The organism is Arthrobacter sp. B3I9 (genome assembly GCF_030816935.1).
Classification (GTDB): Bacteria; Actinomycetota; Actinomycetes; order Actinomycetales; family Micrococcaceae; genus Arthrobacter.
This window is the reverse complement of the sequence record NZ_JAUSYO010000001.1, coordinates 3,818,441-3,843,170: the sequence shown is the minus strand read 5'-3', so window position 1 is coordinate 3,843,170 and position 24,730 is coordinate 3,818,441. Positions and strand designations below refer to the sequence as shown.

19 protein-coding genes and 3 tRNA genes are annotated in these 24,730 nt (G+C 67.5%); 9 read left to right on the top strand and 13 right to left on the bottom strand.

The window, feature by feature from the left end; all coding sequences use genetic code 11:
• The first annotated feature begins 16 nt into the window (after positions 1-16).
• From QFZ65_RS17735 to QFZ65_RS17720, 4 genes are all read left to right on the top strand, one after another.
• Complete coding sequence (locus QFZ65_RS17735; protein WP_306912058.1) at positions 17-883, top strand: winged helix-turn-helix domain-containing protein; 867 nt, start codon at positions 17-19, stop codon at positions 881-883.
• Positions 884-1,037: 154 nt separating this feature from the next.
• Positions 1,038-1,202, top strand: a complete 165-nt coding sequence (locus tag QFZ65_RS17730) for a hypothetical protein (RefSeq protein WP_306912057.1) — start codon at positions 1,038-1,040, stop codon at positions 1,200-1,202.
• A 9-nt stretch (positions 1,203-1,211) separates the two neighbouring features.
• On the top strand, positions 1,212-1,739 hold the full coding sequence (locus QFZ65_RS17725) for a histidine phosphatase family protein (protein WP_306912056.1): 528 nt from the start codon (positions 1,212-1,214) through the stop codon (positions 1,737-1,739).
• A 111-nt stretch (positions 1,740-1,850) separates the two neighbouring features.
• A complete protein-coding gene (locus QFZ65_RS17720; RefSeq protein WP_306912055.1) occupies positions 1,851-2,348 on the top strand; it encodes a hypothetical protein in 498 nt (165 codons plus the stop codon).
• 77 nt (positions 2,349-2,425) lie between these two features.
• Here QFZ65_RS17720 and QFZ65_RS17715 read toward each other — a convergent pair whose 3' ends face one another.
• The 6 genes from QFZ65_RS17715 to QFZ65_RS17690 form a co-directional block, all read right to left on the bottom strand.
• On the bottom strand, positions 2,426-2,917 hold the full coding sequence (locus QFZ65_RS17715; protein ID WP_306912054.1) for a hypothetical protein: 492 nt from the start codon (positions 2,915-2,917) through the stop codon (positions 2,426-2,428).
• A 25-nt stretch (positions 2,918-2,942) separates the two neighbouring features.
• On the bottom strand, positions 2,943-3,575 hold the full coding sequence (locus QFZ65_RS17710; protein WP_306912053.1) for a TetR/AcrR family transcriptional regulator: 633 nt from the start codon (positions 3,573-3,575) through the stop codon (positions 2,943-2,945).
• The gene (locus tag QFZ65_RS17705; protein WP_306912052.1) at positions 3,572-5,617 is read right to left on the bottom strand and encodes a YhgE/Pip domain-containing protein; all 2,046 of its coding nucleotides are present in this window, start codon (positions 5,615-5,617) and stop codon (positions 3,572-3,574) included. Before QFZ65_RS17705 ends, QFZ65_RS17710 begins: the two co-directional genes overlap by 4 nt.
• On the bottom strand, positions 5,614-6,315 hold the full coding sequence (locus tag QFZ65_RS17700; RefSeq protein WP_306912051.1) for an ABC transporter ATP-binding protein: 702 nt from the start codon (positions 6,313-6,315) through the stop codon (positions 5,614-5,616). Before QFZ65_RS17700 ends, QFZ65_RS17705 begins: the two co-directional genes overlap by 4 nt.
• A 129-nt stretch (positions 6,316-6,444) precedes the next feature.
• A complete protein-coding gene (locus QFZ65_RS17695; RefSeq protein WP_306912050.1) occupies positions 6,445-7,899 on the bottom strand; it encodes an NAD(P)/FAD-dependent oxidoreductase in 1,455 nt (484 codons plus the stop codon).
• A gap of 142 nt (positions 7,900-8,041) precedes the next feature.
• Positions 8,042-8,115: transfer RNA gene (locus tag QFZ65_RS17690), tRNA-Arg, on the bottom strand.
• Positions 8,116-8,392: 277 nt separating this feature from the next.
• Here QFZ65_RS17690 and QFZ65_RS17685 point away from each other — a divergent pair.
• Together QFZ65_RS17685 and QFZ65_RS17680 are read left to right on the top strand one after the other, a co-directional pair.
• Positions 8,393-10,225: a phosphoenolpyruvate carboxykinase (GTP) gene (locus tag QFZ65_RS17685; RefSeq protein WP_306912049.1), complete on the top strand. Its 1,833-nt coding sequence runs from the start codon at positions 8,393-8,395 to the stop codon at positions 10,223-10,225.
• A 415-nt stretch (positions 10,226-10,640) separates the two neighbouring features.
• Positions 10,641-12,026 (top strand): FAD-binding oxidoreductase, encoded by a 1,386-nt coding sequence (locus tag QFZ65_RS17680; protein ID WP_306912048.1) that lies wholly within the window; start codon positions 10,641-10,643, stop codon positions 12,024-12,026.
• Positions 12,027-12,134: 108 nt separating this feature from the next.
• On the opposite strand, the gene QFZ65_RS17675 is transcribed toward QFZ65_RS17680, so the two are convergent.
• A complete protein-coding gene (locus QFZ65_RS17675; RefSeq protein ID WP_306912047.1) occupies positions 12,135-12,662 on the bottom strand; it encodes a hypothetical protein in 528 nt (175 codons plus the stop codon).
• Between the two features lie 6 nt (positions 12,663-12,668).
• Positions 12,669-14,087 (bottom strand): phosphomannomutase/phosphoglucomutase, encoded by a 1,419-nt coding sequence (locus QFZ65_RS17670; RefSeq protein WP_306912046.1) that lies wholly within the window; start codon positions 14,085-14,087, stop codon positions 12,669-12,671.
• A 134-nt stretch (positions 14,088-14,221) separates the two neighbouring features.
• Between QFZ65_RS17670 and QFZ65_RS17665 the strand changes: the two genes are divergently transcribed.
• Complete coding sequence (locus QFZ65_RS17665; protein WP_306912045.1) at positions 14,222-16,435, top strand: ATP-dependent DNA helicase RecQ; 2,214 nt, start codon at positions 14,222-14,224, stop codon at positions 16,433-16,435.
• Here QFZ65_RS17665 and QFZ65_RS17660 read toward each other — a convergent pair.
• From QFZ65_RS17660 to QFZ65_RS17650, 3 genes are all read right to left on the bottom strand, one after another.
• On the bottom strand, positions 16,380-17,891 hold the full coding sequence (locus QFZ65_RS17660) for an MFS transporter (RefSeq protein WP_373427616.1): 1,512 nt from the start codon (positions 17,889-17,891) through the stop codon (positions 16,380-16,382). The genes QFZ65_RS17665 and QFZ65_RS17660 overlap by 56 nt on opposite strands.
• Before the next feature lie 233 nt (positions 17,892-18,124).
• Positions 18,125-18,212: transfer RNA gene (locus QFZ65_RS17655), tRNA-Ser, on the bottom strand.
• A 64-nt stretch (positions 18,213-18,276) separates the two neighbouring features.
• The gene (locus QFZ65_RS17650; RefSeq protein WP_306912043.1) at positions 18,277-20,607 is read right to left on the bottom strand and encodes a prolyl oligopeptidase family protein; all 2,331 of its coding nucleotides are present in this window, start codon (positions 20,605-20,607) and stop codon (positions 18,277-18,279) included.
• A 91-nt stretch (positions 20,608-20,698) separates the two neighbouring features.
• Here QFZ65_RS17650 and QFZ65_RS17645 point away from each other — a divergent pair, with 91 nt between their 5' ends.
• The gene (locus tag QFZ65_RS17645; RefSeq protein ID WP_306912042.1) at positions 20,699-22,750 is read left to right on the top strand and encodes an FAD/NAD(P)-binding domain-containing protein; all 2,052 of its coding nucleotides are present in this window, start codon (positions 20,699-20,701) and stop codon (positions 22,748-22,750) included.
• Positions 22,751-22,963: 213 nt separating this feature from the next.
• Here the strand turns inward: QFZ65_RS17645 and QFZ65_RS17640 are convergent, their stop codons facing one another.
• Positions 22,964-23,767: a VOC family protein gene (locus QFZ65_RS17640; RefSeq protein ID WP_306912041.1), complete on the bottom strand. Its 804-nt coding sequence runs from the start codon at positions 23,765-23,767 to the stop codon at positions 22,964-22,966.
• Positions 23,768-23,900: 133 nt separating this feature from the next.
• Between QFZ65_RS17640 and QFZ65_RS17635 the strand changes: the two genes are divergently transcribed.
• Positions 23,901-24,335 carry an acyl-CoA thioesterase gene (locus QFZ65_RS17635; protein WP_306912040.1) on the top strand — a complete coding sequence of 145 codons (435 nt, stop codon included), beginning with the start codon at positions 23,901-23,903 and terminating at the stop codon, positions 24,333-24,335.
• Positions 24,336-24,483: 148 nt separating this feature from the next.
• On the opposite strand, the gene QFZ65_RS17630 is transcribed toward QFZ65_RS17635, so the two are convergent.
• A tRNA-Ser gene (locus tag QFZ65_RS17630) sits at positions 24,484-24,571 on the bottom strand.
• Positions 24,572-24,730 lie beyond the last annotated feature (159 nt).

Here is a 24,730-nt window from a genome sequence, read left to right as displayed (position 1 = left end):
ATTGAGGTAAGCATTCATGTCAGTTGCATCCGGATACGTCCACATCTCCGTCCGTAACGCCGGCAAGCCCGGCCAGCCCGCGGGGATCCGCCAAGGATTCGGTGGCGGCCGTCCGTCGTTCGCCCCCGCGGCGCCCACCAGCGGTTTCTCGGCCCCCGGTTACGTGGCAGAGGGCTACAACCCCAATTCCTATGGCCAGCTCCGCGCTGTTCCCGCGGCCCCAGCCACCGCTCCCACCCCCGTGATTGCGCCAGGCGGCGCCGGACCCGCCCGCCCCGTCACCAGCGACAACGTCGCCCGTGGTTTCGTGCTCTACATGGGTATTGACGAGGAAACCGCGGCGGCTGCCGGCACCTCCATTGCCAAGCTGGCCCAGGAGATCCGGACCTACGCCCAGTCGCTCGTTTCCGGCGCGGAAAGCTACGCCGCCGTCGCCGTGGCGCCAGCAAGCGCTCCGGGTTCGGCGCTCGACGTCGTCCGTTCCACCTTCGGCGACCCGACCGTCGGCGCCCGCCAGCGTGCCGAGACGGCGCGCCTCCAACAGCCGCAGGATCCGCGTCCGTCCGGGGTCCTCATCGACCTTGCCCGCCGCGAGGTGCACCTCGACGGCGATTCCCTGAACCTGACGTTCAAGGAATTTGAGCTCCTGAACTACCTGGTGGAGAACGGCACCCGCACGGTGGGCCGCGACGAGCTGCTCGAAGGGCTGTGGCGCAACGCCGAGGAAGTCCCGAATGAGCGCACGATTGACGTGCACATCCGCCGCCTCCGCTCCAAGCTGGGCCGGCTTGCCAACACCGTGCGCACGGTCCGTGGCCAGGGCTACCGTTTCTACGAGCACCCCGAAGTAATCGTCTGGGCTGCCCCCGAGTACTCGATCTAGTTTCAGCTGCACGCGCTCAAGCGGCATCCCGCTGCGCCAAAGCGTTCGCTCCTCGAGCGACGTTCCGGCGCGCGGGGTGCCGCTTTTGCGTGTCGGGGGCAGTGCTGCCGGCGGGCCCGGTGCGCGCTGCGCCTGCGTTCCAGAAGGTGTGCCATTGATCCCTGGGTTTCCGGACCAGCTCGCCCGGGCCTGCCTCGAAGACCTCTTCGCCGAGAAGAAAGCCGATCCGACCGTGGGTAACCACGGCCACGGCGCGCGCACTCTCGCCACGGTCCGCCCCGCTGTCTACGGCAGGCGTCGGGCCTTACCGCCGCACTAGGATTGGGGCATGAGCGCCCATCACATCAAACGCCTGGTGATCATGCGCCATGCCAAGGCCGACTGGCCCGGAGGAGTCGCGGACCACGAGCGGCCCTTGGAAGAGCGGGGACACCGGGACGCTCCGATGGCCGGAAAATGGTTGCTCAAGCATCACGTGATCCCCGATTTCATTCTTTGCTCGAGTGCCCTGCGGACCCGGCAAACCTGCACCTGGGTGTGCAGCGAACTGGGCGACAAGGCCCCCACGCCGAAACTCGAAGACGGTCTCTATTCCGCTTCGGCGCAGCGGATGCTGACCGTTATCAATCACGTCCCGGACACCGTCACCACGCTGATGGTGATTGCCCACATGCCGGGCGTACAGGATCTCGCGATGCACCTTGCTTCCCGTGACTCGGACCATGACGCCTATATGGAGGCGGCCACGCGCTTCCCCACGAGCGGCCTGACGGTGCTGGAGACGGAGAAGACGTGGGCCGAGCTTGATGGCCAGGATGCGCGGCTCACGCACTTTAGGGTGCCGCGGGCCAAGTAGCTTTCGGAGCGCCGGTTTTCACCGCACGATCCGTAGTCAGCGGCGAGTTTCTGCGGTTTACTGATGCTGTCTACTCATCGACTGCAGGTTCGAGAGAAAAGGTGGATCATCGTGGATTCTGGGCAGCTCATATGGATCATAATCGCCGTCGTCGTCGTGCTGGCGATCATCGCCGCGGTCCTGGTTCTTGGCCGTAAGCGCAAGGCGAAGGTGAACCGCAACCGGGCAGTGGAGATGCGTGAGCAGGCCCAGGCCGACGAACTCGGTGCGAAGGAGCGGGAAGCGAAAGCGCTCCGCGCCGAGGCCGACGCGAAACAAGCGGAAGTCGAATCCGAGCGCCTGCGCGCGGAGGCCCGCGGCTCGCAGCAAGAGGCCCAGAGCGTCCGCGCCGACATTGAAGAAAAACGGCGGAAGGCCGACGAACTCGACCCCGATGTGCCGACCAAAAAGGGCCGTGGCCCGCAGGCGGAGGATGAGGCCCGCCGCGAAGGCGGTGACGGCGAGGAACTGCGCCGGGACCGCAGTGCCAGGAACCGCGTCGAGGGCGAGCCCGGCACGCACCAGCCCGGCGACGACCAGCCCCACGGCGAACGTCCACGGAATCTCTGACACCCTCCGCGAATCCCCGCTCATGCGGGTCGGGACGACGGCGCCGCAAAATCTGGCGTGGCGTACGGCGCTGGCCTTCAGCGCCGGGTGGACGTCCGCTGTGGAGAGGGGGCCGCTGGACGTGCCCTGGCGACCCCTGAGGCCGCGGCAGGGCGGGGGGCGTAGGCGCGTGCAGTGCCGCGCCTGCCGGGTAGGACGGTCCCGGCGAACAGCAGCAGCAAGGTGGCTGCACCTGCCGCTGCCGCGAGGTAGAAGTAAAGGTCCGGATGTGTTGTGGTCACGGGCGCGGTCAGAGCGGCCGGGTCCGGACTGAAGGCCAGCCCCCACTGCCGCAGGAAGGCGACGCCGAAAGCGACGAAGAGGATGGTGCCGACGCCGCTGGCCGCAAGGGTTTTGTGCCGCTGGCGGATGACCACCTCAGCCACGCACGCAACGTAGGCGGCGGCCGATGCGGCCAGGAAGCACATCAGCACTGCCTCATTCAACGTGACGCCCGTCAGGACCAGCAAAGCGGCGGCGGCCACGAACGCCCCGATGGCTATCTTGCCGCTGTTACCCATGTGACGCATGGGACCAATCATCCCTGAGCACGGGCTACTTCACCACGTAGCCGCGCATGGAAGCCATAATCGCGGCGATACTTTGTTCCCGGGTCCGTTCGGGGTTGTAGGTTTGCCGGTCCAGGCCCACCACGAAGCAGGCGCCGAAAATGGCGGTCTCCAAACTTCCGCGGGAGACGCCGGGATCGACGGAGTAGACCTCTGCTACGGCGTCGATCGCTGTCCGGATGACGGCCAGCAAGCGCTCGCGCAGCTCGGCGAAGGTGTCCTGCCATTCGCTGGGGATACGCCAGTTCTCGCTGACCCACAGCCGGGCGAAGGAAGGATACTCTGCCATGAAATCCATCGCCTGGCCGATCATTTCATCCATCGCGCTCAGGGGATCGTCCGAGGCGTTCTTGACGCTCAGCAGCCGTGCCAGAAGGATGTCCACCCCGTGGCGCAGAAGCTGCGCGATCAAGTCCGACTTGCTGCCGAAGTTGTAATACACCGTGCCTTTGGAAACCCCTGCAGCCGCAGCGATCTCGTCAACTGTGACCCCCGCAGCACCCCGCTCGCCGATCAACTCCATGGAAGCTTCGAACAGCTTCTGCTTGGTGGCGTTGGTCCGCCCCGGCCGCAGCTTTTTCAACGGCTCCGGGCCGCTGTCCAACGAACTGCTGCTCATACGGCGATCTCCGGTTTCAGGGTCTTGAGGGTCCAGTACTTGTGCTTGCGGACGGCAAGGGTGGACAGCGCCGTCCCCAGCAAAGTGTAGCCAAGCAGTCCCAGCATGGTGGGCAGGATGATGGCGAGGTCGGCCCCGTAGATGAGGTGCCGCATGCCGCTGACAACGTACCCCATCGGCAGAAGCTGGTGCACCACATGCAACGGCCCGGGTGTGGTCTGCCAGGGGAACGTCCCGCCGGAGGAGACCAGCTGGAGCACCAGGAGGATGAGGACCACGAGCTTGCCCGGTGATCCGAGCAGCGCCACAACACCTTGGATGATTGCGCTGAACGCCGTCGCCGCCGCCAGCATGAGGAGCCACATCAGGACCGGGTGTGCGGGGTTCAGTCCCAGTCCCACGTCCACCACAAGGGTCAGCAGGCTCGCCTGGACGACGGCGACCGCCAGGAACGGAAGCCAGCCCCCGACGGCGATCTTCCAGGCCGGGGCGTTGGACGCCAGTGCCCGCTGCGTGACGGGCCGCATGGCCTGAACCAGCATGAAGACACCGATCCAGAGGGCAAGAGTGAGGAAGAACGGTGCGAGTCCGGCGCCGTAGGATCCGGCCTTGGCCTGGGAGACGTTGCTGACGGCCACGGGGTCTGCCATTACCCGCGCGAGGCTGTCCTTCTGGGCGTCGTCGGGGTGCGGGACGTTTCCGGCGCCGGTGGCGAGCTCGCGGGCCAGGGTTCCCGCGCCGTCGGACGCTGTAGCAGCACCGCCCTCAAGCTGGGCCGCACCCTCATCCAGTTTCTCCGATCCCTGGGAGAGTTTCCCTGTGCCTTCCAGGGCGCTCTGCTGTCCGGCGGCGAGGGCGGACGCGCCCCCTGCGAGCTGCCCGGCGCCCGTAGAGGCACTGCCGACGGCGTCGCTGAGGGCCGGTGACGCGGCGGCAAGTCTTGCGGCTCCGGCGCTGACCGCGGCGGAACCGTCCGCCAGTTGCTGGACCTGGGCGGCGGCCAGCTTGAGCTTTTCGGCGGACCCCGACGCCGGCGGGCCGGGGTTGGCGTCGAAGTCGGCGAGGATTTGGGCCGCTTGGTCCGGTGTGAGGACACCGGCGGCGACGAGCCTGCTGTTGGCGGCCGTCACCCGGCTCCGCTGTGCCTGCGCCGCGGACTGCTCCCCGGCGCTGAGCTGTCCGGCCAAGCCCTGCAGCTGCGCCTTGAGGGCGGCGTTGCCGGACGCCACCTGCGCCGCACCGTCCGCGAGCTGCCGCGAATCGGCCGGCAGCGTGGCAGTTTTGTTCTGTAGCGCAGTGAGTCCTGAGCTGAGCTGGGCCGCTCCGCCGCTGAGGGCATCCGCTCCGTCCCGGAGCTTGAGCTGGCCCTGGTAGAGGGCAGTGGCGCCGTTTTTCAGGTCAGTCGTTCCCTGGTGCAGCGTAACCGTTCCGTCGTGCAGGGTGGCGACGCCGTCCGCCAGGTCCCCGGCGCCGTCGGACGCCTGGAGGAGTTCCGAATGGATGGTCCCAAAACCGGTAAGGAGCTGGTTGGCGGTGTCCTCTCCCACCTCGGTGGCAACCGTCGTGTGCACGGCGGTGGTGAGTTTATCCACGATCGTACCCAGGAGGTAGTTGTTGGCATCATTCGTGGTGACGTTGAGCATGGCCTGGCTGGCGGCGTCGAAGCTGCCGGGGGAGACCAGGTTCGCGGAGAAGTCTTCGGGGATCTTCAGGGCGAACCCGTATTTACCCGAACTCACGCCCTGGTCGGCCTCCTCCGGCCCTGCGACCAGCTGCCAGTTGAAGATGTGGCCGTCCACCAGGCTTTCCGCCACTTTCTTGCCGGCTTCCAGCCTGGTGCCGTCGCTGGACGCAGCGCCAGAGTCTTGAACCACCAGTGCCGCGTCGATCTGGTTGAGCTTGCCGTACGGGTCCCAGTTGGCATAGAGGTACACGGCGCCGTAAAGCAGCGGAACCAGGGTCAGCGCCAGGATGGTCAGCCTGGGCAGCAGGCCTCCGGTCATCCGTTTCAGTTCGGAACGGCCCAGCCGCAGCACAGTCACTTTGCGTCTTCTTCCATGAGGGTTGTCATCAGTTCTTCCTGCCCCGAGGGCGGCTCCTGGCCGTGGTGTATCTCGGGCTGGGCGTTCCCGATGAAGGCGGCGGGCCCGTCCCATCCGGCCGGGAGGCTGCTGACGGTGGCAACCACGGCGAGCCGCCGCCCGGCGTCGTTCGCGTGTTTTTCAAGCTGCGGCAACCAGTCGGCAGGATTGCCGCTGTGCCGGTCCGGGGAGTCGACAACGAGGAGTTCGATCCTCGGGTCAGCGAGGGCCAGCGCGGTCAGCAGCCCAATGCGCCGGCCAGCGTCGAGCTGTTCGACCCACCGCTCGGCGATGTCCTCGAAGCCGTTGGCCGTGAGCCACGAACCACCGTGCAGGGCGCCGCGGTAGCGGCGGGGGACCAGCGCGAGATCCTCCATGACGAGGTCGCGGACGCTTAGGTGCTGTTCGGGCTCGTTGACGCCGGGGGAGTCCACGACGGCGCTCGCGGCCCGGAGGTGCCTGATACTGACGCTGCCGTCCCACTCGATGCTGCCGCCGGAGGGTTTCATCCGCCCGGTCAAGGTCAAAGCGAGGGAGGTCCGCTGGTCCTGCCGGCCGCCCGTCACGAGCAAGAGCCCGCCCCGGGCGGCGGAGAGGGAGGTGCCAGGTAGCAGGGGTTGCCGTCGTCCGTTCACGGAGAGCTGGCGCACGGAGAGCACAGGATGCCTTTCGCAGAGGAATGTCTGCTCAAGGCTAATCGAACTGACTGGTCAGTTCAAATACAAGACGGGAGGACTGGGCGGAGTGGAGGGTGTGGCGGAGGCAACCTCCGGACCTCCGCGGCCCGGTCAGAGGCCGTATTCCTCCAGCAGTCGGAGCCAGACCTCACTAATCGTGGGGTAGGACGGCACGGCGTGCCACAGGCGGTCCATGGGAACCTCGCCCACAATGGCGATGGTGGCGGCGTGCAGAAGCTCTGCAACGTCGGGTCCGGCGAAGGTGGCTCCAAGCAGGACCTTGCGGTCTTCGTCGACCACCAGCTGGGCCCAGCCCTCATAGTTCTGGGCGTGCAGTGAGGAACCCGCCACCTGGATGGGCAGTTCCACAGAACTGACCTTGAAGCCGTCCTTCTCCGCGCGCTCCACCGTCCGGCCCACGTTGGCGATCTCGGGGTCGGTGAACACCACGTTGGGAATCGCGTGTTCGTCCGCCGTCTGCGTGTAGCGGCTCCAGGGCTCCGGCTCCCCGGCGAGTTCTCCCCGTGCCCGCGCGGCAATGGCATCGCCCGTGGCCCGGGCTTCATACTTTCCCTGGTGCGTCAGCATGACCTTCCCGGCGGCATCGCCGACGGCGTAGAGCCAGCGACCGCCGTCGCCGGCCGTGCCGGTAACCAGTCCGGTGGGGTCGGTGCTGAGCCGGAGCGGTTTGCCTTCGGCGGCGGTGACCCCCGCATTCTCCAGCCCGAGCCCTTCGAGTGCCGGGCTCCGGCCGGTGCTGACGAGCAGCTTGTCGGCCGTCACCGTGGCGCCTCCGTCGAGCGTCAAGGTGAAGGAGCCGTCGTCGTTCTTTCGGACGCTTTGCGTGCCGGTACGCAACCGGAGGTCGACGCCGTCGGCACGGAGCCCCGCGGCGACCAGATCCGCAGCCTCGCCGGGGAAGATCCGCAACAGGTCCCCACGGGCCACGAGTGTCACGGCCGAGCCCAGGCGCGCGTAGGCCTGGGCGAGTTCGGTGCCTGCGACGCCGCCGCCGAGTACGGCCAGCCGGCGGGGAACCGCGCGGGCTGAGGTGGCCTCCCTCGTGGTCCAGTATTCAATGTCGCCCAGTCCTTCGACCGGCGGCACGTTGGGCGTGGATCCCGTGGCGACCACAACGGCGTGCCGCGCCGTGAGGGCGTAGCTGTTGCCGTCGAGCCCGGACACTTCCACCTTTCGCGGGGCGGTGAGCCGGCCGCTGCCGCGGATCAGCTCAATTCCCGTCTCTTCAACCCACTTGACCTGGCTGTCGTCCTGCCAGTTCGAGGTGAAGTAGTCACGCCGCTTCAGCACGGCGGCGACGTCGAGGGTCCGCGTGACGGCCTCGGCGGCGCCGGGGACCGACTGGGCTCCGTGCAGGGCTGTACCCGGACGCAGCAGCGCTTTGGACGGCATGCAGGCCCAGTAGGAACACTCGCCGCCGACCAGTTCGGCCTCAATGAGGACGGCGGTCAAGCCGCCCTGGACCACCCGGCCCGCCACGTTCTCGCCCACGGCGCCTGCGCCGATCACAATGACATCGAATTCCCGCTCCACCTGTGCCGTCATGGCAGAATCCTACGCCCGGGCCGGAACGGCCTCCGGCGCCATAGCGGTGGCGGCCTCCGGCGCCACGGCGGTGGCGGTGGAACCATAAGCGCGAGGGCACAAAAAAATCCGCACCGGCGGACCGGTGCGGATTTTTCTTCTGTGCGCCCAAAGGGATTCGAACCCCTGACCTTCTGTTCCGTAGACAGACGCTCTATCCAGCTGAGCTATGGGCGCATTCTCGGCTCCTGGAGAACTTCTCGCTCCCCGAACCTCGAATTACTTTACGCGAGGAGGGGCCGTAGTTACAAATCGAAACGGGTGTAATCTAACTGACTAGACCGGTCTACGTGACCTTAATCACAATAAGACACCAGAACTGGCCGGTAGATCCGTGAATTTCCGCGGTTTTTCATTTCCCGCCTTACGAAGGCTGCGGATCGGGGCCAACTCTAGCGGGGTGATCTAGCCCTACATTTAGGACACACCACTGAACCCGAGGAAGGGAACCGTAATGGGCGATCTGGCGCGACTGCCGTTGCTTGAAAAAGCACCCACCACACATGCCGGTCTACTGGCATGGGTCGAAGAGGTAGCTGAACTGACCCAGCCGGACCGGATCCATTGGGTTGACGGGTCTGACGAGGAAAACACCCGGCTCACGGACGAGCTCGTAGCGGCCGGCACCCTGACCCGGCTGAACGAGGAATTGTTTCCGAACTCCTTTGCAGCGTTCTCCGACCCGGCCGACGTCGCCCGGGTCGAGGAGCAGACGTTCATCTGCTCCGAAAACGAACGCGACGCAGGCTTCACCAACAACTGGATGGCGCCGGCGGAAATGAAGGCGAAGCTGCGCGGGCTGTTCGCCGGTTCCATGGCCGGCCGCACGATGTACGTCATCCCGTTCGTCATGGGCCACCTCGACGCCGAGGACCCGAAGTTCGGCGTGGAGATCACGGACAGCGCATACGTTGTCGCCTCCATGCGCATCATGGCCCAGATCGGCACCGAGGTGCTGGACCGCATCACCGCCACCAACGCCTTCTTCGTTCCCGCGCTGCACTCCCTGGGTGCCCCGCTGGCCGCCGGCCAGCAGGACGTCCCCTGGCCCTGCAATCCGGACAAGTGGATTGTGCACTTCCCGGAAGAGCGCTCCATCTGGTCGTTCGGCTCCGGCTACGGCGGCAACGCCCTGCTGGGCAAGAAGTGCTACGCCCTGCGCATCGCCTCTGTCATGGCCCGCGACGAGGGCTGGCTCGCCGAGCACATGCTCATCCTCAAGCTGACCTCGCCGGAGCAGAAGAAGTATTACATCTCCGCGGCCTTCCCCTCCGCCTGCGGCAAGACCAACCTTGCCCTGCTCGACCCGACCATCGAGGGCTGGAAAGTCGAAACCCTGGGTGACGACATCACTTGGATCCGGATCGGCAAGGAAGGTGAACTGCGCGCCACCAACCCCGAGGCCGGCCTCTTCGGCGTCGCGCCTGGCACGGGCTGGGGTACCAACCCCAACGCCATGCGGGCCATCGCCAAGGGGCACAGCATCTTCACGAACGTCGCACTCACCGACGACGGCGGCGTGTGGTGGGAGGGCATGACGGAGGAGACTCCGGCGCACCTGACCGACTGGCAGGGCAACTCCTGGACACCGGATTCGGGCAGGCCGGCGGCGCACCCGAACTCCCGCTTCTGCACTCCGATCTCCCAGATCGACATGCTGGCGGAGGAGTACTACAACCCCGACGGCGTCGAGCTCTCGGCCATCCTGTTCGGCGGACGCCGCAAGACCACCATCCCCCTGGTGACCCAGGCCCGGAGTTGGTCCAACGGCGTCTTCATGGGATCGACGCTGTCCTCCGAGACCACGGCCGCCGCCGCCGGCCAGGTCGGCGTGGTGCGGCGCGACCCGATGGCCATGCTGCCGTTCATCGGCTACGACGCCGGGGACTACCTGAACCACTGGGTCAACCTGTCCGCAAAGGCCAACCAGGAACGCCTGCCCAGCATCTTCCTGGTCAACTGGTTCCGGCGCACGGCTGACGGCGGCTTCGCCTGGCCCGGCTTTGGCGACAACGCCCGGGTGCTGAAGTGGGCCATCGAGCGCATCGAAGGCAAGGCCGACGCCGTCGAAACGCCCATCGGCTACGTACCGACCGGGGACTCCCTGGACCTCGCCGGCATGGATCTGACCGAGGCGCACGTTGAAGACGCAGTGCGGGTGGATCCCGAGGAATGGGCGACCGAGCTTGCCTCCATCGAGGACTGGTTCGACAACTTCGGCGGCTCGCTGCCCGAGGCGCTGCGCTCCGAACTGGCGGGACTGAAGTCCCGCCTGACGGCGCGCTAGCCGCACCCATAACCGGGCGCAACCACCGGCGGGGCCGCACCTTCTCGAAAGGTGCGGCCCCGCCGTCGTCCTCCCATCGATTGTCCCCACCGGTTCCCTAGCCTCACAAGTTCGGCCAGGGAACCCTGCCGGCGTGGGCCCACCACGGCCGTTTTGACCCCTCAAAAGGGCCGTTGCGGAGCAATCGATGAGTATCTGGCTGGGGCCGGCTTCCCTATCCGGTCCGGGAGAGGTGTACCGGTAGGCCAGTCCACCTGGGACGTTGGCCCCTAGCCCGCGCCCATCAAGCCTTCTAGGCTCTTGCGCATCCACCAGCCGGGCCGGCCGCGGACTGGAAAAGGGTGCTGGGGCGTTCCAGATGGATGCAGCCGTGCCCCCGACCTGCTCGCTGGACGCGAGAGCTCAGGAGTACATCATGCTGCTCGAAGACGATATCCGTGCCTTGTCCACGGCGGTCAGCGGCATCGTGGCCGTGCCGGACAGTCCGGAATTCGCGGAGGAGACGTTCGCGTTCAATGCCGCCACGGTCCACCGGCCCGAGGTGGTACTCGGCGCCGCAGACGCGCAGGACGTTGCCGCCGGCGTGAAGTGGGCGGCTGAACGCAGCCTCCCGGTGTCCGTCCAGTCCACCGGGCATGGCGCGGAATCGGCGGTCGACGGCGGCCTGCTCATCACCACGCGGCGGCTGCAGGACGTGCACATCGATCCGGTCGAGCGGACCGCTCGGGTGGGAGCCGGGGTCAAATGGCGCAGCGTCCTGGAAGCCAGTGTTCCGCACGGGCTGATCGGACTGCACGGTTCAAGCACCGACGTCGGCGTGGTCGGATATACGGTCGGCGGCGGGTTGCCCGTCCTGGGCCGTGTCCACGGCTTCGCAGCCGACCACGTCCGCAGCATGGAGGTGGTCACCGCCGACGGTGCACTGCGCCGGATCGATGCTGAGACCGAAGCCGAACTCTTTTCGCTGATGCGTGGGGGCAAGGGCAACCTGGGCATCGTCACGGCGCTTGAGTTCAGCCTCTTTCCGCTGGGCGAGTTCTACGGCGGAGGGATCATGTACCCCGGGGCGGACGCGGCAGCCATCCTGACCGCCTTCCGTGAGTGGCTGCCCACGCTGCCCGACGACGCCTCGCCGTCGATCTCCCTGCTGCGCCTTCCGGATCTGGACTTCGTGCCGCCACCCCTCCGTGGCCAGTTCGTCGTCCACCTGCGCTTTGCCTTCCTTGGGAATAAGGAGGACGGCGATGCACTGCTAGCGCCCATGCGCGCGGTCTCGACACCCTTGATGGACACGGCCGGACCCATGAGTTACCTGGATGTCGACCAGATCCATATGGACCCGGCGGATCCACTTCCCTTCCAGGATGCGGGCGCCCTCCTGACCGATTTCGGCGAGGACGCCGTCGCCGAGTTGCTCCGCCTTGCCGGTGACGGCACTGACTGTCCGCTGCTCCTGATCGAGATCCGGCCCCTCGGCGGGGCGCTGTCCCGGGGCGGGATTGTGCCGGACGCCGTGTCCGGACGGGACGCGGCGTTCCTGCTGTTCCTCCTGGGGTTCAGGCTGCCGCCCGTGGCTGCGGCTGTCTCCGAATCCATCCGAGCCATCCTGGCCGCGATGGCTCCGTATTCAACCGGATACACGCTGGTGAACTTCCACGGCGAGCCGGGCGATGAGGCGGACCGTGCCCGGGCATGGTCGCCCGCGGTCTACCAACGCATGAGGGCCGCGAAGTCCAGCTACGACCCCGGCAACCTGCTGCGCTTCGGCCATGCAATCACCGGGGCGCCCGCCGCGGGCTGAGCGTCGTTGCCTCATCGATTGCTCCACAAGTGCCCTTTTGGCCCCTCAAAAGGGCCGTTGCGGAGCAATCGATGGGTAGGTTGCCGGGATGCCGGAGGCCCGCCCGGTCTAGTCCACCCAGACGGCGGGCTCGTTCGTGTCGGCGGCGAGCTCGCCGAACTCCAGCTCATGGGTTGCCGGGTTCGCGGTGTACGGCAGGACGGCAGCAAAGAGTGAACCGTCGCGGTGCTCGGCGGCCACGTGGATGGCGTCCGAATCCTCCTCCAGCAGGGTGATGTCGCAGACCACGGCGGCGGCGCGGAACTCAGCCCGGTGCTGCCGGAGCAGTTCGGTCAGATCGCTGATCATTGCGTCGGCGTCGAAGTCTGCGTCGCTGCCCTCGGCGGCATCGGCCGGGGTGACTGCCACCAGCCGGACTTCGCCGTCGTTGTGGACCACAAGGGCAAACGGCAGGAACGCGCCGTTGCGCTCCAGCTGCTCCTGGGCTGCGCCGACTCCGGTACCGAGCAGGTTCTCAAGGTCGGTGGCGCTGGCCTCTGGAACGGTCCCGCGCCACGAATCCTTGGCAGGGTCGGCCGGAAGTAACGGGTCGGTGCCGGTTTGGGCTGCGTGCGCTCCGGCGTCGGGGCTCTCCATCGCCGCCTAGCCCCGGACCAGAGCCAGGACGCGGTCGCGGACGAGTTCCATGGTGCCTCTGTCCGTGGCCTCGACGTTCAGGCGCAGGTACGGTTCGGTGTTGGAAGGACGCAGGTTGAACCAGTAGCTGCCGTCCGCGGCGATGAAGGTGCTGCCGTCCAGGTAGTCCACGTTGACGTCCTCGGCCCGGAAGTCCGCCCGGACCCGTTCCACGGCGCCGGCCTTGTCCTCGATTTCGGAGTTGATTTCGCCGGAGGACACGTAGGGCTCGTATTCACGGCCCAGCTCCGACAGGGGACCCTCCTGCTCGCCCAGCGCTGCGAGGACGTGCATGGCGGCCAGCATGCCGGTGTCCGCGTTCCAGAAGTCACGGAAGTAGAAGTGGGCGGAGTGCTCGCCGCCGAAGATGGCTCCCTCGGCAGCCATGACGGCCTTGATGAAGGAATGGCCCACGCGGGTCCGGACGGCGCGGCCGCCGTGGCGCTCCACCAGTTCGGGAACGGCCCGGGACGTCAGCAGGTTGTGGATGACGATGGGATTGGCTTCGCCCAGCCCCTGCGCACGGGCGATCTCCCTGCGGGCCACCATGCCGGTGATAGCCGAGGGCGAAACGGGCTCGCCGCGCTCGTCGATGACGAAGCACCGGTCAGCGTCACCGTCGAAGGCCAGGCCGATATCCGCGCCGTGCTCGACGACGGCGGTCTGCAGGTCCCGCAGGTTTTCGGGCTCCAGCGGGTTGGCCGGGTGGTTCGGGAACGTGCCGTCCAGCTCGAAGTACAGCGGGACGATATCCAGCGGAAGCTTGGGCAGCAGGGCATCGCCGAGCACGGCCGGGGTGGTCAGGCCGGCCATGCCGTTGCCGGCGTCGACGACGACCTTCAGCGGCCGTGAGCCGCGCAGGTCCACGAGGCTGCGCAAGTACTCGGAATAGCTGCGGAGGACGTCCTGGACTCCGATCTGGCCGCGGCTGGCGGCCTCGGGGATGGTGCCCGAGTTGAGGTACTCCTCGGCGAGGGCCTGGATCTCCTTGAGCCCGGTTTCGGAGGAGATCGGCACGGCGCCGGCCTTGGCCATCTTGATGCCGTTGTACGCCGCCGGATTGTGGCTCGCGGTGAACGTGGCGCCGGCAGCGTCGAGGGCGCCGCAGGCGTAGTAGAGCTCGTCGGTCGAGATCAGGTCCAGCAGCTGCACGTTGGCTCCGCGGGTGGCCGCGCCGTTGGCGAAGGCCTTGGTGAACTCGGGCGAGGACGGGCGCATGTCGCCACCGACCAGCACTGTCTGGCCCTGCAGGTCCAGGACATCGACGAACGCCGCACCCACAGCCTCGACGATTTCCACGGTGATGGATTCGCCCACAATTCCGCGCACGTCGTAGGCCTTGAAGGAGGCCGAGAGATCAAAAGTCTTCGTCTTGTCCGTAGTCACGCGTCTTATCTTACGTGGAAGCCTAAGATCGTGTGGAGGAGAAGAGGCGGCGGACTGCGGCCTGTTGGGCGGTCTTTATCCAGATGCCAGTGCCTGGCTTCATCGTTGTCCGAGGAGGCTGGGATACTGAATCAATGGCCAATACCCAGAACTTTGCAACCCTTCCTGTCTCCGATCCAGCGACTGCCGGTGCTTCGGGCTCCGGTGCAGCCGCGGGCGCCGGAACGCGGGAACAGGCCCTGGAAGTACTGCGCGAGCTTGTCGGTCACCCGGCCGCGGAATTCCACGCCGGCCAGTTCGAGGCCATTGAGGCTCTCGTGGACGGCGGCCGCAGGGCGCTCGTGGTGCAGCGCACCGGCTGGGGCAAATCGGCAGTGTATTTCGTCTCTTCCCTGCTGCTGCGACGCCGCGGTGCCGGCCCCACCCTGATCGTTTCCCCGCTGCTGGCCCTCATGCGCGACCAGGTTGCGGCGGCGGCCCGGGCCGGTGTGCGGGCCGTTGCCATCAACTCCGCCAACCAGCTGGAATGGGACACGGTCCGCCAGCAGCTGGCCGCGGACGAGGTCGACGTCCTGCTGGTGTCACCGGAACGGCTTACCAACCCGTCCTTCCGGGAGAACCAGCTGCCGGAGCTGGTCCGGCGCACCGGGCTCCTGGTCATCGATGAGGCGCACTGCATCTCGGACTGGGGCCATGACTTCCGGCCCGACTACCGCCGGATCGCGGACCTGATCACCCAATTGCCCGAATCCGTGCCCGTCCTGGCCACCACGGCCACGGCCAACTCCCGGGTGGTCCACGACATTGAGGAGCAGCTGGGCACCGGGGTGCTGACCATCCGTGGCTCCCTGGGCCGCGAGTCGCTGCGTCTGGGGGTCCTGAGCCTGCCGGACTCCCGCGGCCGGCTGGGCTGGCTGCTGACACACCTTTCAGACCTGCCCGGCAGCGGCATCATCTACACGCTGACGGTGTCCGCCGCAGAGGACACGGCCCGCCTCCTGGCCGAAGCCGGGCACGAAGTGCTCGCCTACACCGGCCGCACGGACCCCGCAGACCGGGAACGTGCCGAACAGCTCCTCAAGAACAACCAGGTCAAGGCCCTCGTGGCCACCTCCGCCCTCGGGATGGGCTTCGACAAGCCGGACCTCGGCTTTGTGGTGCACCTGGGCGCACCGTCCTCGCCGGTGGCCTACTACCAGCAGGTGGGCCGCGCGGGCCGAGGTGCCGCCAACGCAGATGTGCTGCTGCTGCCCGGCGCGGAGGACCGCGACATCTGGCAGTACTTCGCCACGGCCTCGATGCCCTCGGAGGAAAAGGCCGCGGCCGTTCTGACTGCGCTCGCCGAAGCGGGAACCGCGGTGTCCACCGTGGCGCTCGAGGCACGCGTGGACCTTCGCCGGACGCCGCTGGAACTGCTCCTGAAGGTGCTGGCCGTGGACGGGGCCGTGGAACGCGTGGGCGGCGGCTGGCGCTCCACCGGCCAGCCCTGGACGTACGACGCCGAGCGGTACAGCAGGATCGCCGAAGCCCGGGTGGACGAGCAGGATTCCATGGTCATCTACCAGGACACCGCTGGATGCCGGATGGAGTACATCACCTCGGTCCTGGACGACGAGACCGCCAAGTCCTGCGGCCGCTGCGACAACTGCGCCGGCCAATGGTTCCCGGCAGACATCGCGGACTCCGCCGTTGAAGCCGCCGGGCAGACGCTGAGCCGTGCCGGGGTGCCGCTGGAACCCAGGCTGCAGTGGCCCAGCGGCATGGACCGCCTCGGCGTGGGCGTGAAGGGCAAAATCAAGCCGGAGGAGAACGTGGCCGGCGGCCGGGCCCTGGCGCGGCTCACGGACCTCGGCTGGGGCGGTGCGCTGCGCGAGACCTTCGCGGCCGGTGCGCCGGACCGCACGGTGGATCCCGGCATGCTGCAGGCCTGCGTCCAGGTTCTGAAGGAATGGGGTGCCGGCGACGCTCGCACTCCGGGATGGAGCGGCGTCGGACGGCCGGCGGCTATCATCAGCGTGCCTTCACGCACCAAGCCGGCGCTGGTGGATTCGCTGGCCCGCGGCATCTCGGAGATCGGCCGCATCCCGTACCTCGGCCAGCTGCAGCTCGAACACGGCGGCCCCACGGGCGGCCGGGGCGGCAACAGCGCGTACCGCCTGGCCGGCGTCTGGGACCGGCTTGTCGTGGGCCCGGACCTGGAAGCGGCACTCGCCGGACTGCAGGGACAGAGTGTGATGCTCGTTGACGACCTGGTGGACAGCCGCTGGACCGTGACCGTCGCAGGAAGGGCCCTCAGGCTCGCCGGCGCCGGAGCGGTTCTGCCGCTGGTGCTGGGGCAGGCCGGCTGACCTCGGCTCCGGCGTGGCGGGGCAGCGCAAGGCTGTCCAGCGTGCTTAGGAGCATCATCGCGGCAATCGCCAGGAACGCAGCCCTGTACGGCGCCACCGGAGCCTCTCCCGCCGCAAGCATCCCGCCCAGCAACGGGCCGCTCGCGCCGGAAATCCGTATCACCAGGGCCGCGACCGCGATTCCGGCTGCCGCCGCGAGCTGCACAAGCGTGGCGGAAACAGCGTTCGCGGACGGCAGCTGGGCGGGGGCGACGTCCGCGTACTGCACCGAGGCGTAAGCCGAGAAACCGATGGACCGGAAAGCTCCGCTGGCTACGAGCAGCGCTACGATCAGCAGTTCCGGGGTTCCGGGGTCCAGCATGGCACACAGCGCGAATGTAGCCGCCGACGCCAGCGACGCGAAGACCAGCACGTGCTTGAAGCCGAAGCGACGGATGAGCGGAGTGGTGGCCGGTTTTATCCCGATATTGCCGACAAACACCGCGGCAACGAAGGCTCCGGCGCGCAGCGGATCCCAGCCGAAGCCATTCTGGAACATGAGTGGTAGCAGGAAAGGCACCGCGCTGATGGTCAGCCGGTACATGAAGCCGCCGGTCGACGTGGCGCGGAAAGTGCGGGTGGAAAAGACTCCCAGGTCGAACAGCGGGAAGGGCGCCCGCCGAAGCCACCAGACCGCAAGGCCAAGGAACAGTAGCCCTCCGGTGAGGCTGAGGGCCGCAAAGGCATCGGAGCCGCGACCACCGGCGAGCTCCATACCCACCACGAGGCACCCCACGCCCAGGCACGTGAGGGCAAGTCCCCGCCAGTCGAGGCGCCGGCTGTCGTCACCCGGCGCGGTCGGGACCAGCCGCAGGGCCACGAGGAACGCCGCGAGACCCAGCGGGAGATTGATGAGGAAGATCCAATGCCAAGAAAGGAACGTCGTGAGTGCGCCTCCCACCAAGGGGGCGAGGACCGGTGCCAGCAGCCCGGGCCACACCAAGTAGGCAGTGGCGCGGAGAAGATCCTTTTTTGCGGTTCCGCGGAGCACAACGAGCGTGCCCACGGGAACCATCATGGCGCCGCCCGCACCCTGCAGCACCCTGCTAAGGGTCAGCATGGTCAGGTCCTGGCTCACTGCGCAGATCAGTGAGGCCACAGTGAACGTCGCGATCGCCAGGCAGAAGACCCACCGCGCGCCGAAGCGCTCGGCCAGCCAGCCGCTGAGCGGGATCCCCATTGCCACGGTCATCAGGTAGGCCGTCATGGTGATGTTGACGTCTGCTGACGGGACTGAAAAGTCCGCCGCGATGCTGGGCACCGCGGTGGTCAGGACGGTGCCGTCCAGGAACTCCATAAAAAACGTGGCTGCCACCAGCAGGGCCAGCCGGGGACTCCACTTGTCCGCGGGAGTGCCCGCCGCTGCCTCCACGGGACTTTTCCCGGGCGGGTTGGAAGGGGGCGACGGCTCACTCATGCAGGTACCGGTGCGGCGCCGGGCTGGGTGCCAGGCGGCGCTGGCCAGGCGTTGTTGCTCGACATGGGCCCCATCCTGCCATCTGGGCCGCGAGTTGGCCTCGGGTGTCCGGTGCCCGGACGCGCCGGGGCGGTTTCCCTGAGCTGCGTGCGCACCCACAAGCCAGGTGCACCGGGGGGCCTTGGACGGTTCCGGGAACGCAAAAGGCCCCGGTCCAGGACCGGGGCCAAACGCGGAGACGGGGGGATTTGAACCCCCGGTGGAGTTGTGCCCCACACTTCATTAGCAGTGAAGCCCATTCGGCCGCTCTGGCACGTCTCCAATTGCTAGTAACTAGCCAACCAAGGATACGCAGAAGGGGCCATGCAGTGCAAAACGTGCCTGCTCAGGCTCCGTCTCCGGCCAGCGCCCGCCACAGGAAGTGCTGGCTGCGGCTTTGCAGCGCCGCGGCCTGGCGGTTGTCGGAGGCGCCCGCGTGGCCGCCTTCGAGCGCTTCATGGAACCAGACATTGGGGATTCCCATGGCCTGCATCCGTGCGGCCATCTTCCGGGCCTGGACCGGGCCGACGCGGTCATCCGAGGTGGCGGTCCAGATGAAGGTTTCCGGGTACTCCACGCCGTCGCGGAGCAGGTGGTACGGCGAGAAGGTCTTGATGAACTCCCACTGCTCAGGAACGTCCGGGTCGCCGTATTCGGCGATCCAGGAGTAGCCCGCGGACAGCTTGGTGTAGCGGCGCATGTCCAGCAGCGGCACACCACAGGACACGGCTCCGAACAGTTCCGGGTAGCGGGTGAGCATATTGCCCACCAGCAGGCCGCCATTGGACCCGCCCACGCAGCCGAGGCGCTCCCGGGAGGTGACGCCGCGGGAAATGAGGTCCATAGCCACAGCGGCGAAGTCCTCGTACGCCCGGTGGCGGTTCTCCTGCAGCGCGGCTCGGTGCCAGGACGGGCCGTATTCACCGCCACCGCGGATGTTGGCCACGACGTAGACGCCCCCGCGGGTGTGCGGTCCGTCGCCGTCGGGGCCGAACGACCCTTCCGTGCGGCGCTCCAGCCAGGCGCGGCCGATCACGCCGCTGTAGGCGGGGGTCCGGGAAACCTCGAACCCGCCGTAGCCGGAGAGCTGGGTCGGGTTCTGGCCGTCGAGCACAAGGTCCTTGCCGGCCACTTGGAAGTACGGCACCCGGGTGCCGTCCGTGGACACTGCGAAGTGCTGCTGGACCTCGTAGGCCTCCTCGTTGAAGAACGACGGCGAGGTGCGGATCGCCTCGTGCGTGCTGACCACGCCGGGGCCGCCGTCGCCGCTGCCGTCCTCGGCGCTCTCCGCTTGTTTCAGCGTTCCGCGGGTGAGGGTGCCGCGGGTTAGGGTGCTGGGCGTGGTGAACCCCGTGGCCACGAGCCAGAAGTCGTTTCCGGCGCCGGGGGCTTCGCGTTCCATCACGGAGCCGCCACCGGTACCGTCGGTGCCGTCGTCGTCGGCGTCCCCGGCGTCGTCCTCATCGTCGACCGCGTATGCGTTGACGTCATGCAGCGGCGGGCAGGCGTCCAGGACGGTCGAGGCCCAGGCGCCGTCGGTGCCGGGCCGCAGCGGATCAAGGACACGGATTTCCGAGGACACGTCGCGGAGCAGGTTCAGCAGCAGGAAGTCCCGGGTCCAGCTCCAGGACTGCAGCGAGGTGCGGGCATCCGGAGTGAACAGCACGGCGAGCTCCCGGCTGCCTGCCAGGAAGTCCTCGAACCCGGCGGCGAGCAGGGACCCCGCCTGGTACGCCGTCCCGTTGACCGTCCAGTCCTTCTGCGGCCGGAACAGCAGCCAGTCGCGGTGCGAGCTGAGGTTCACATCCACGGGGACATCGAGCTGCACCCAGCGGCCGTCCCGCAGCACCGAGGTGGTCCGCTCGAAAAAGCTGATCCAGTCCACGGCGAAGGTCCGCTCGAAGCCGGGGGTGGAGTCGTGGGCGACAAGCGCCATCATGTGGTCTTCGGGGATCTCGAATACCCGCTCTGCCGCGGCCAGGGAGCCGCCGCGGCGCAGTTTCACGCCGGTGCGGGCGTAGGAGGACGTCGTGCCGGGCAGTCCTTCAGCGGTGGTGGCCACCAGCAGCGTGTCGGCGTCGAGCCAGGAGGCGTTGCCCTTGGCCGTCGGCAGGTCGAAGCCGCCGGCGGCGGGGTCCACGAAGCTGCGGGACTCGACGTCGAACTCGCGGTAGCGGTTGGCGTCACCGCCGTCGGGGGAGAGGGCCAGCAGGGCGCGCCGGTGCGGCTCGCCCTTTGCCGGCCGGAGGAAATTGGCCCCATGGAAGACCCATTCCTGGCCCTCCGACGCGGACAGCGCATCCACATCGAGGAGGATGTCCCACTCGGGTGATCCGCCGCGGTAGCTCTCCCAGCTGGTCCGGCGCCACAGCCCCTTGGGGTTGTCCCTGTCCTTCCAGAAGTTGTAGTACCACTGGCCGTGCTTGCCGACCATCGCGATCCGGTCGGTCGAGTCCAGCACCTCCAGGATGCTGCCCTCGAGTTCGGCGTACTGCCCATCCTCGAGCAGGTCCTCCGTCCGGGCGTTCTGCTCGCGGACCCACGCTAATGGCTGTTCGCCGTAGATGTCCTCCAGCCAGATGTTCTCATCGACGGGTTCAGGGGCGGTGCCTGCGGCGCCGACGGGTCCGGAGGGGTGGCCGGGCGCGGGCGGGGGAGCAGCTTCGGTGGTGGTCATTTTCCCATCCAAGCAACATCATTGCGCCGCAGGCAAGTCACCCCTCCGCCGGTGTCCTGGGACAAAGCCGGATGCCGATACGCTGGATTCCGTGGTCATATCGCAAAGCATCCGGACGGCACTGATAGGAGCCGGTCCCCGGGGCACAAGTGTGCTGGAGCGGCTGCTTGCGAACTGGGCACCGGCAACCCCTGGCGCCACCCTCCACATCGACGTGATTGATCCCCACCCTGCCGGCCCGGGCCATGTGTGGCAGCCCGGCCAGTCCCGCTTGTACCTGATGAACACGCAGTCGTTCTACCCGACGATCGTTCCCGAGGACCCGGAGCTGGCGGCCCCGCTGGCCGGGTGCACCTTTGACCGCTGGCGCGAACAGCAGCAGCAGGATCCTCACCCCTCGCTCACCGCGGAGGAACGCGCCGAACTGTCACGGCTGGGCTCCGCGGACTTTCCCAGCCGCGCCCTGTATGGCCGCTACCTGCGGTCCACACTCGAAGAACTGCTCTCCCGGTTGCCCTCCGGGGTCACAGTGGACTTTCACGAAACGACGGCGGTCTCCGTCCGGCAGGCGGCCGCGGACGGGGCGGAAGCGGGCGGCAGCAGCGCACCGGGAGGCGGCCGGCCGGGGAGCCGGAAGTTCGACGTCGTACTGCGGGGCGGAGCGGTGCTCACCGTCGACGCGGTGGTGCTGGCGCTTGGCCACCTCGAGTCGCGGCTCAACCCGGAACAGCGCGAACTCAAGGCCGCCGCCGAGGACCTGGGATTGCTCTACCTCCCGCCTGCCGCGCCGGCGGACGTCGACTGGTCCCGGGTGCCGGCGGCAGAGCCGGTGTTGGTTCGGGGCATGGGCCTGAACTTCTTCGACGTCATGGGGCAGCTGACCGAAGGCCGTGGCGGTACCTTTGTCCCCGGGGAGGACGGCCGCCTGAGCTACCGGCCCTCCGGCCGCGAGCCCCTCATCATCGCGGCCTCCCGCCGGGGCACCCCCTACAGGGCCAAGGCCGCGCTCGACGGGTATTACCCGCAGGCTGTGATGCTGCGGTACTGCACCGAGGGCGCGCTGTCCCGGTTCGCGGAGGCGGGGATCCAGCCCGCCTTCGACCATGATCTGTGGCCACTCCTGCACCGCGACGCCATCTGGGCCTACTATTCGACGCTCGCCCGCTCGCAACCGGGCGCCGTCCTCACCGATCCCGATCAGTTCCTTCAAACTCTGGAAGAGTCCCTGCGCCCCCATGCGCACAGCGCCGCCAAGTGGGAGGATGCGGTTGAGGATGTGATCGATTTGCAGGTCCGGCCGGCCCACCGGCTGGACCTGCTGGGTCTGGCGGCGCCGCTGGCGGGCCGCTCGTTCGGCTCCCGTGCCGAGCTGGACGCAGCCGTCGTGGAGTACCTCCTCGATGATGCCCGGCGTTCCGCGCTCGGTGAGGACGACCCGGTGAAGATGGCGATCGGAGCCCTGCATCATGGCCGGGCCGTACTCAAGACGGCGGTGGCCGACGGCGGCATCACCGACGAATCCTGGGTGGCCGGGCTCCGAGGCTGGTTCGAATCCTTTGTGGAAGGCCTGGCCAGCGGCCCGCCCGCGCTGCGCGCGGAACAGCTGGCAGCACTGGCCCGGGCCGGCGTCGTCCGCTTCGTGGGACCGGACCCGAAGTTCGGGGTGGACCGCAAAGCAGGGACCTTCACGGCGGCCTCGCCGTGGGTGGGCGCCCCGGGCAGCCACGGCGCCGCGCACCCGGGCTCCGGCGGGACCGGCGCCGGCGATGCCCAGGGCGAGCCCGTGGCAGCCGCATCCCTGATTGAAGCGCTCGCCCCGGCCAACCGGGTCACCATCAACGAGTCACCGTTGCTGGAACAGTTGCTCAAGGAGGGGCTGGTGCGGCCGCGCCTGATGATGACGGTGGAAGGCGTCCCGGTGCAGACCACCGGCCTGGACGTGGTTCCGCATCCGTACCGCCCGGTGGGCTCCAACGGTTCCGTGACGGACGGCCTCTACGTCCTTGGGCTGCAGCTGTCGGCCGCGCAGTGGGGAACGGCCATCGCCGCCGAGGCCCGGCAGAAGAACGGCCCGGCCTACCGCAGCGGCCAGCGCACCCTGCGTGACGCCGACGAAATCGCCCGCGACATCCTAGGTCTCTGACCACAACCACTGAGCATGTTCCGCGGACGGGCCGAGGAATGGACATGTCCCACTGGCTCCTCCACGGCCATTGAGCATGCTCCGCGCCCCGGGCCAAGGATTGGACATGATGCCCATATGTCCCCCGCTGCAGCCCAGGATCGAGCATGTCCCTCGCTGGAGGAGCGTTCCTCTAGCCTCCCGTTCCTACAGCTTTCCGTCGGGAAATCCCGGCTAGGCCTCCGTGGCAGCCTGCGCCCCCTGTCCGGTGTCAGCCACGATCTTGAACATGGCGCCGGTGGGGTCCGCCAGGGTGGCAAGCCGTCCGAACGGGGTGTCCTCGGCTGCGTGGATGACCTGGGCGCCCATGGACACGGCCTTTTCAACCGAGGCGTCGGCGTCCTCAACGGCGAAATAGATCTGCCAGTTGGACGGGACCTCGGCGGGAAGGTAGCCGGAGGCGTCCATGATCCCTGCCTTGGCGGCATCCCCGGCGCCCAACGTGGTGTACCGGAACTCAGGAGTGTCACTCATGACGTCGGTGTCCCAGCCGAACACGTCCTGGTAGAACTTCACCGCGGCTGCGTAGTCCTTGGTGTGGAGCTCATGCCATGCCGGGGAGCCGGCCTCGGCCGCCAGCTCAAAGCCCTTCATTTCGGCCGGCTCCCAGATTCCGACGGAAGCGCCGGTGACGTCGGCGATCATGGCCATGCGGCCCTGCTCCGGCACAGCCATAGGCTCCATATAAACCTGTCCACCGTGTTGCGCGGCGGCCCGCACGGTGGCCGCAGCGTCGTCCGAGCGCAGGTATGTGCTCCACATGTCCGGCATGCCGGTCATGGAGTCATCCTTCTGCATCATGCCCGCAACGGTCTTGCCGCCCTTCGCCGCCGTGATGTACCCGCCGTACTTTTCCTGGTCGCCGGTCTGGAAGGTCCAGCCGAAGAGCGTCCCGTAGAAGTCCTTGGCCTTTTCGGTATCCGAAGTCATGAGATCGATCCAGCACGGTGCTCCATTGGAGTGGTCAGGTGTTGGCATTGCGTACTCCTGCTCTTCGCGGCAGCCCATGCCTCGTTGCGTGGATGCGGGTAGGGATGGTCGAGACACCAGAGAGACTATGCCGGGGGACCGACAGTTTCAATGGCTGCTCCGGCTCGGATAACCTCGGCCTATGGAAACAGCAGACATCACCTTTCGGACCCGTAAGTGGGTCCGCCCCGAGGACCTTAACGCCAACGGGACGCTATTCGGCGGAAGCCTGCTGAAGTGGATTGACGAGGAAGCGGCCATCTACGCCATCCTCCAGCTCGGCAACGGGCGCGCCGTCACAAAGTACATTTCGGAAATCAACTTCGTCAGCTCTGCCGTGCAGGGTGATCTGATCGAGATGGGCCTGACGGCGACGCGGTTTGGCCGGACTTCCCTGACCATGCGCGCCGAGGTCCGCAACATGATCACGAGGCAGAGCATCCTCACCATCGAGGAGATCGTCTTCGTGAACCTCAGCCCCTCGGGGCGGCCGGAGGCGCACGGCTACACCGAGATCACCTACGACCGGGACAGGATTCCCACCCATCACCTCACGGAAACGCTTGATCAGGACTGACGACGGCGGCCCGTCCCTCCCGCAGCGAGCGAACCGCTGCGAGCGAAGCGACTGCGAGTGAACCGACTGGCGAGACGAGTGAGGCCGGTTGAGCCAATCTTTCGATTGGCTCAACCGGCCTCTAAACCGCGCAAACTCTGCGCTCTCGCGGAAGGTAAGAGATTCGAACTCTTGGTACGGGGTTACCGCACACTGGTTTTCAAGACCAGCTCCATCGGCCGCTCGGACAACCTTCCCTAACGAGTAGTGTTTCATAGGCAGTCGGCTGCCACAAAAAATGGCGGGGCTGGCGGCAAAGGACGCCTTCCCCCATTTACCCTTGTTGAAGTTGCAGCCCGGACGCGGCTGGTGCAGGTGCCGTCCGGCGCGAAGTGAGTAAGGAATCGGGAGTTCTC

Coding starts and splice junctions, on each gene's coding strand:
- QFZ65_RS17640 (WP_306912041.1), bottom strand. CDS start 23,767: ATGCCAACACCTGACCACTCCAATGGAGCACCGTGCTGGATCGATCTC.
- QFZ65_RS17680 (WP_306912048.1), top strand. CDS start 10,641: ATGCTGCTCGAAGACGATATCCGTGCCTTGTCCACGGCGGTCAGCGGC.
- QFZ65_RS17635 (WP_306912040.1), top strand. CDS start 23,901: ATGGAAACAGCAGACATCACCTTTCGGACCCGTAAGTGGGTCCGCCCC.
- QFZ65_RS17660 (WP_373427616.1), bottom strand. CDS start 17,891: ATGAGTGAGCCGTCGCCCCCTTCCAACCCGCCCGGGAAAAGTCCCGTG.
- QFZ65_RS17685 (WP_306912049.1), top strand. CDS start 8,393: ATGGGCGATCTGGCGCGACTGCCGTTGCTTGAAAAAGCACCCACCACA.
- QFZ65_RS17675 (WP_306912047.1), bottom strand. CDS start 12,662: ATGGAGAGCCCCGACGCCGGAGCGCACGCAGCCCAAACCGGCACCGAC.
- QFZ65_RS17735 (WP_306912058.1), top strand. CDS start 17: ATGTCAGTTGCATCCGGATACGTCCACATCTCCGTCCGTAACGCCGGC.
- QFZ65_RS17710 (WP_306912053.1), bottom strand. CDS start 3,575: ATGAGCAGCAGTTCGTTGGACAGCGGCCCGGAGCCGTTGAAAAAGCTG.
- QFZ65_RS17725 (WP_306912056.1), top strand. CDS start 1,212: ATGAGCGCCCATCACATCAAACGCCTGGTGATCATGCGCCATGCCAAG.
- QFZ65_RS17665 (WP_306912045.1), top strand. CDS start 14,222: ATGGCCAATACCCAGAACTTTGCAACCCTTCCTGTCTCCGATCCAGCG.
- QFZ65_RS17695 (WP_306912050.1), bottom strand. CDS start 7,899: ATGACGGCACAGGTGGAGCGGGAATTCGATGTCATTGTGATCGGCGCA.
- QFZ65_RS17650 (WP_306912043.1), bottom strand. CDS start 20,607: ATGACCACCACCGAAGCTGCTCCCCCGCCCGCGCCCGGCCACCCCTCC.
- QFZ65_RS17715 (WP_306912054.1), bottom strand. CDS start 2,917: ATGCGTCACATGGGTAACAGCGGCAAGATAGCCATCGGGGCGTTCGTG.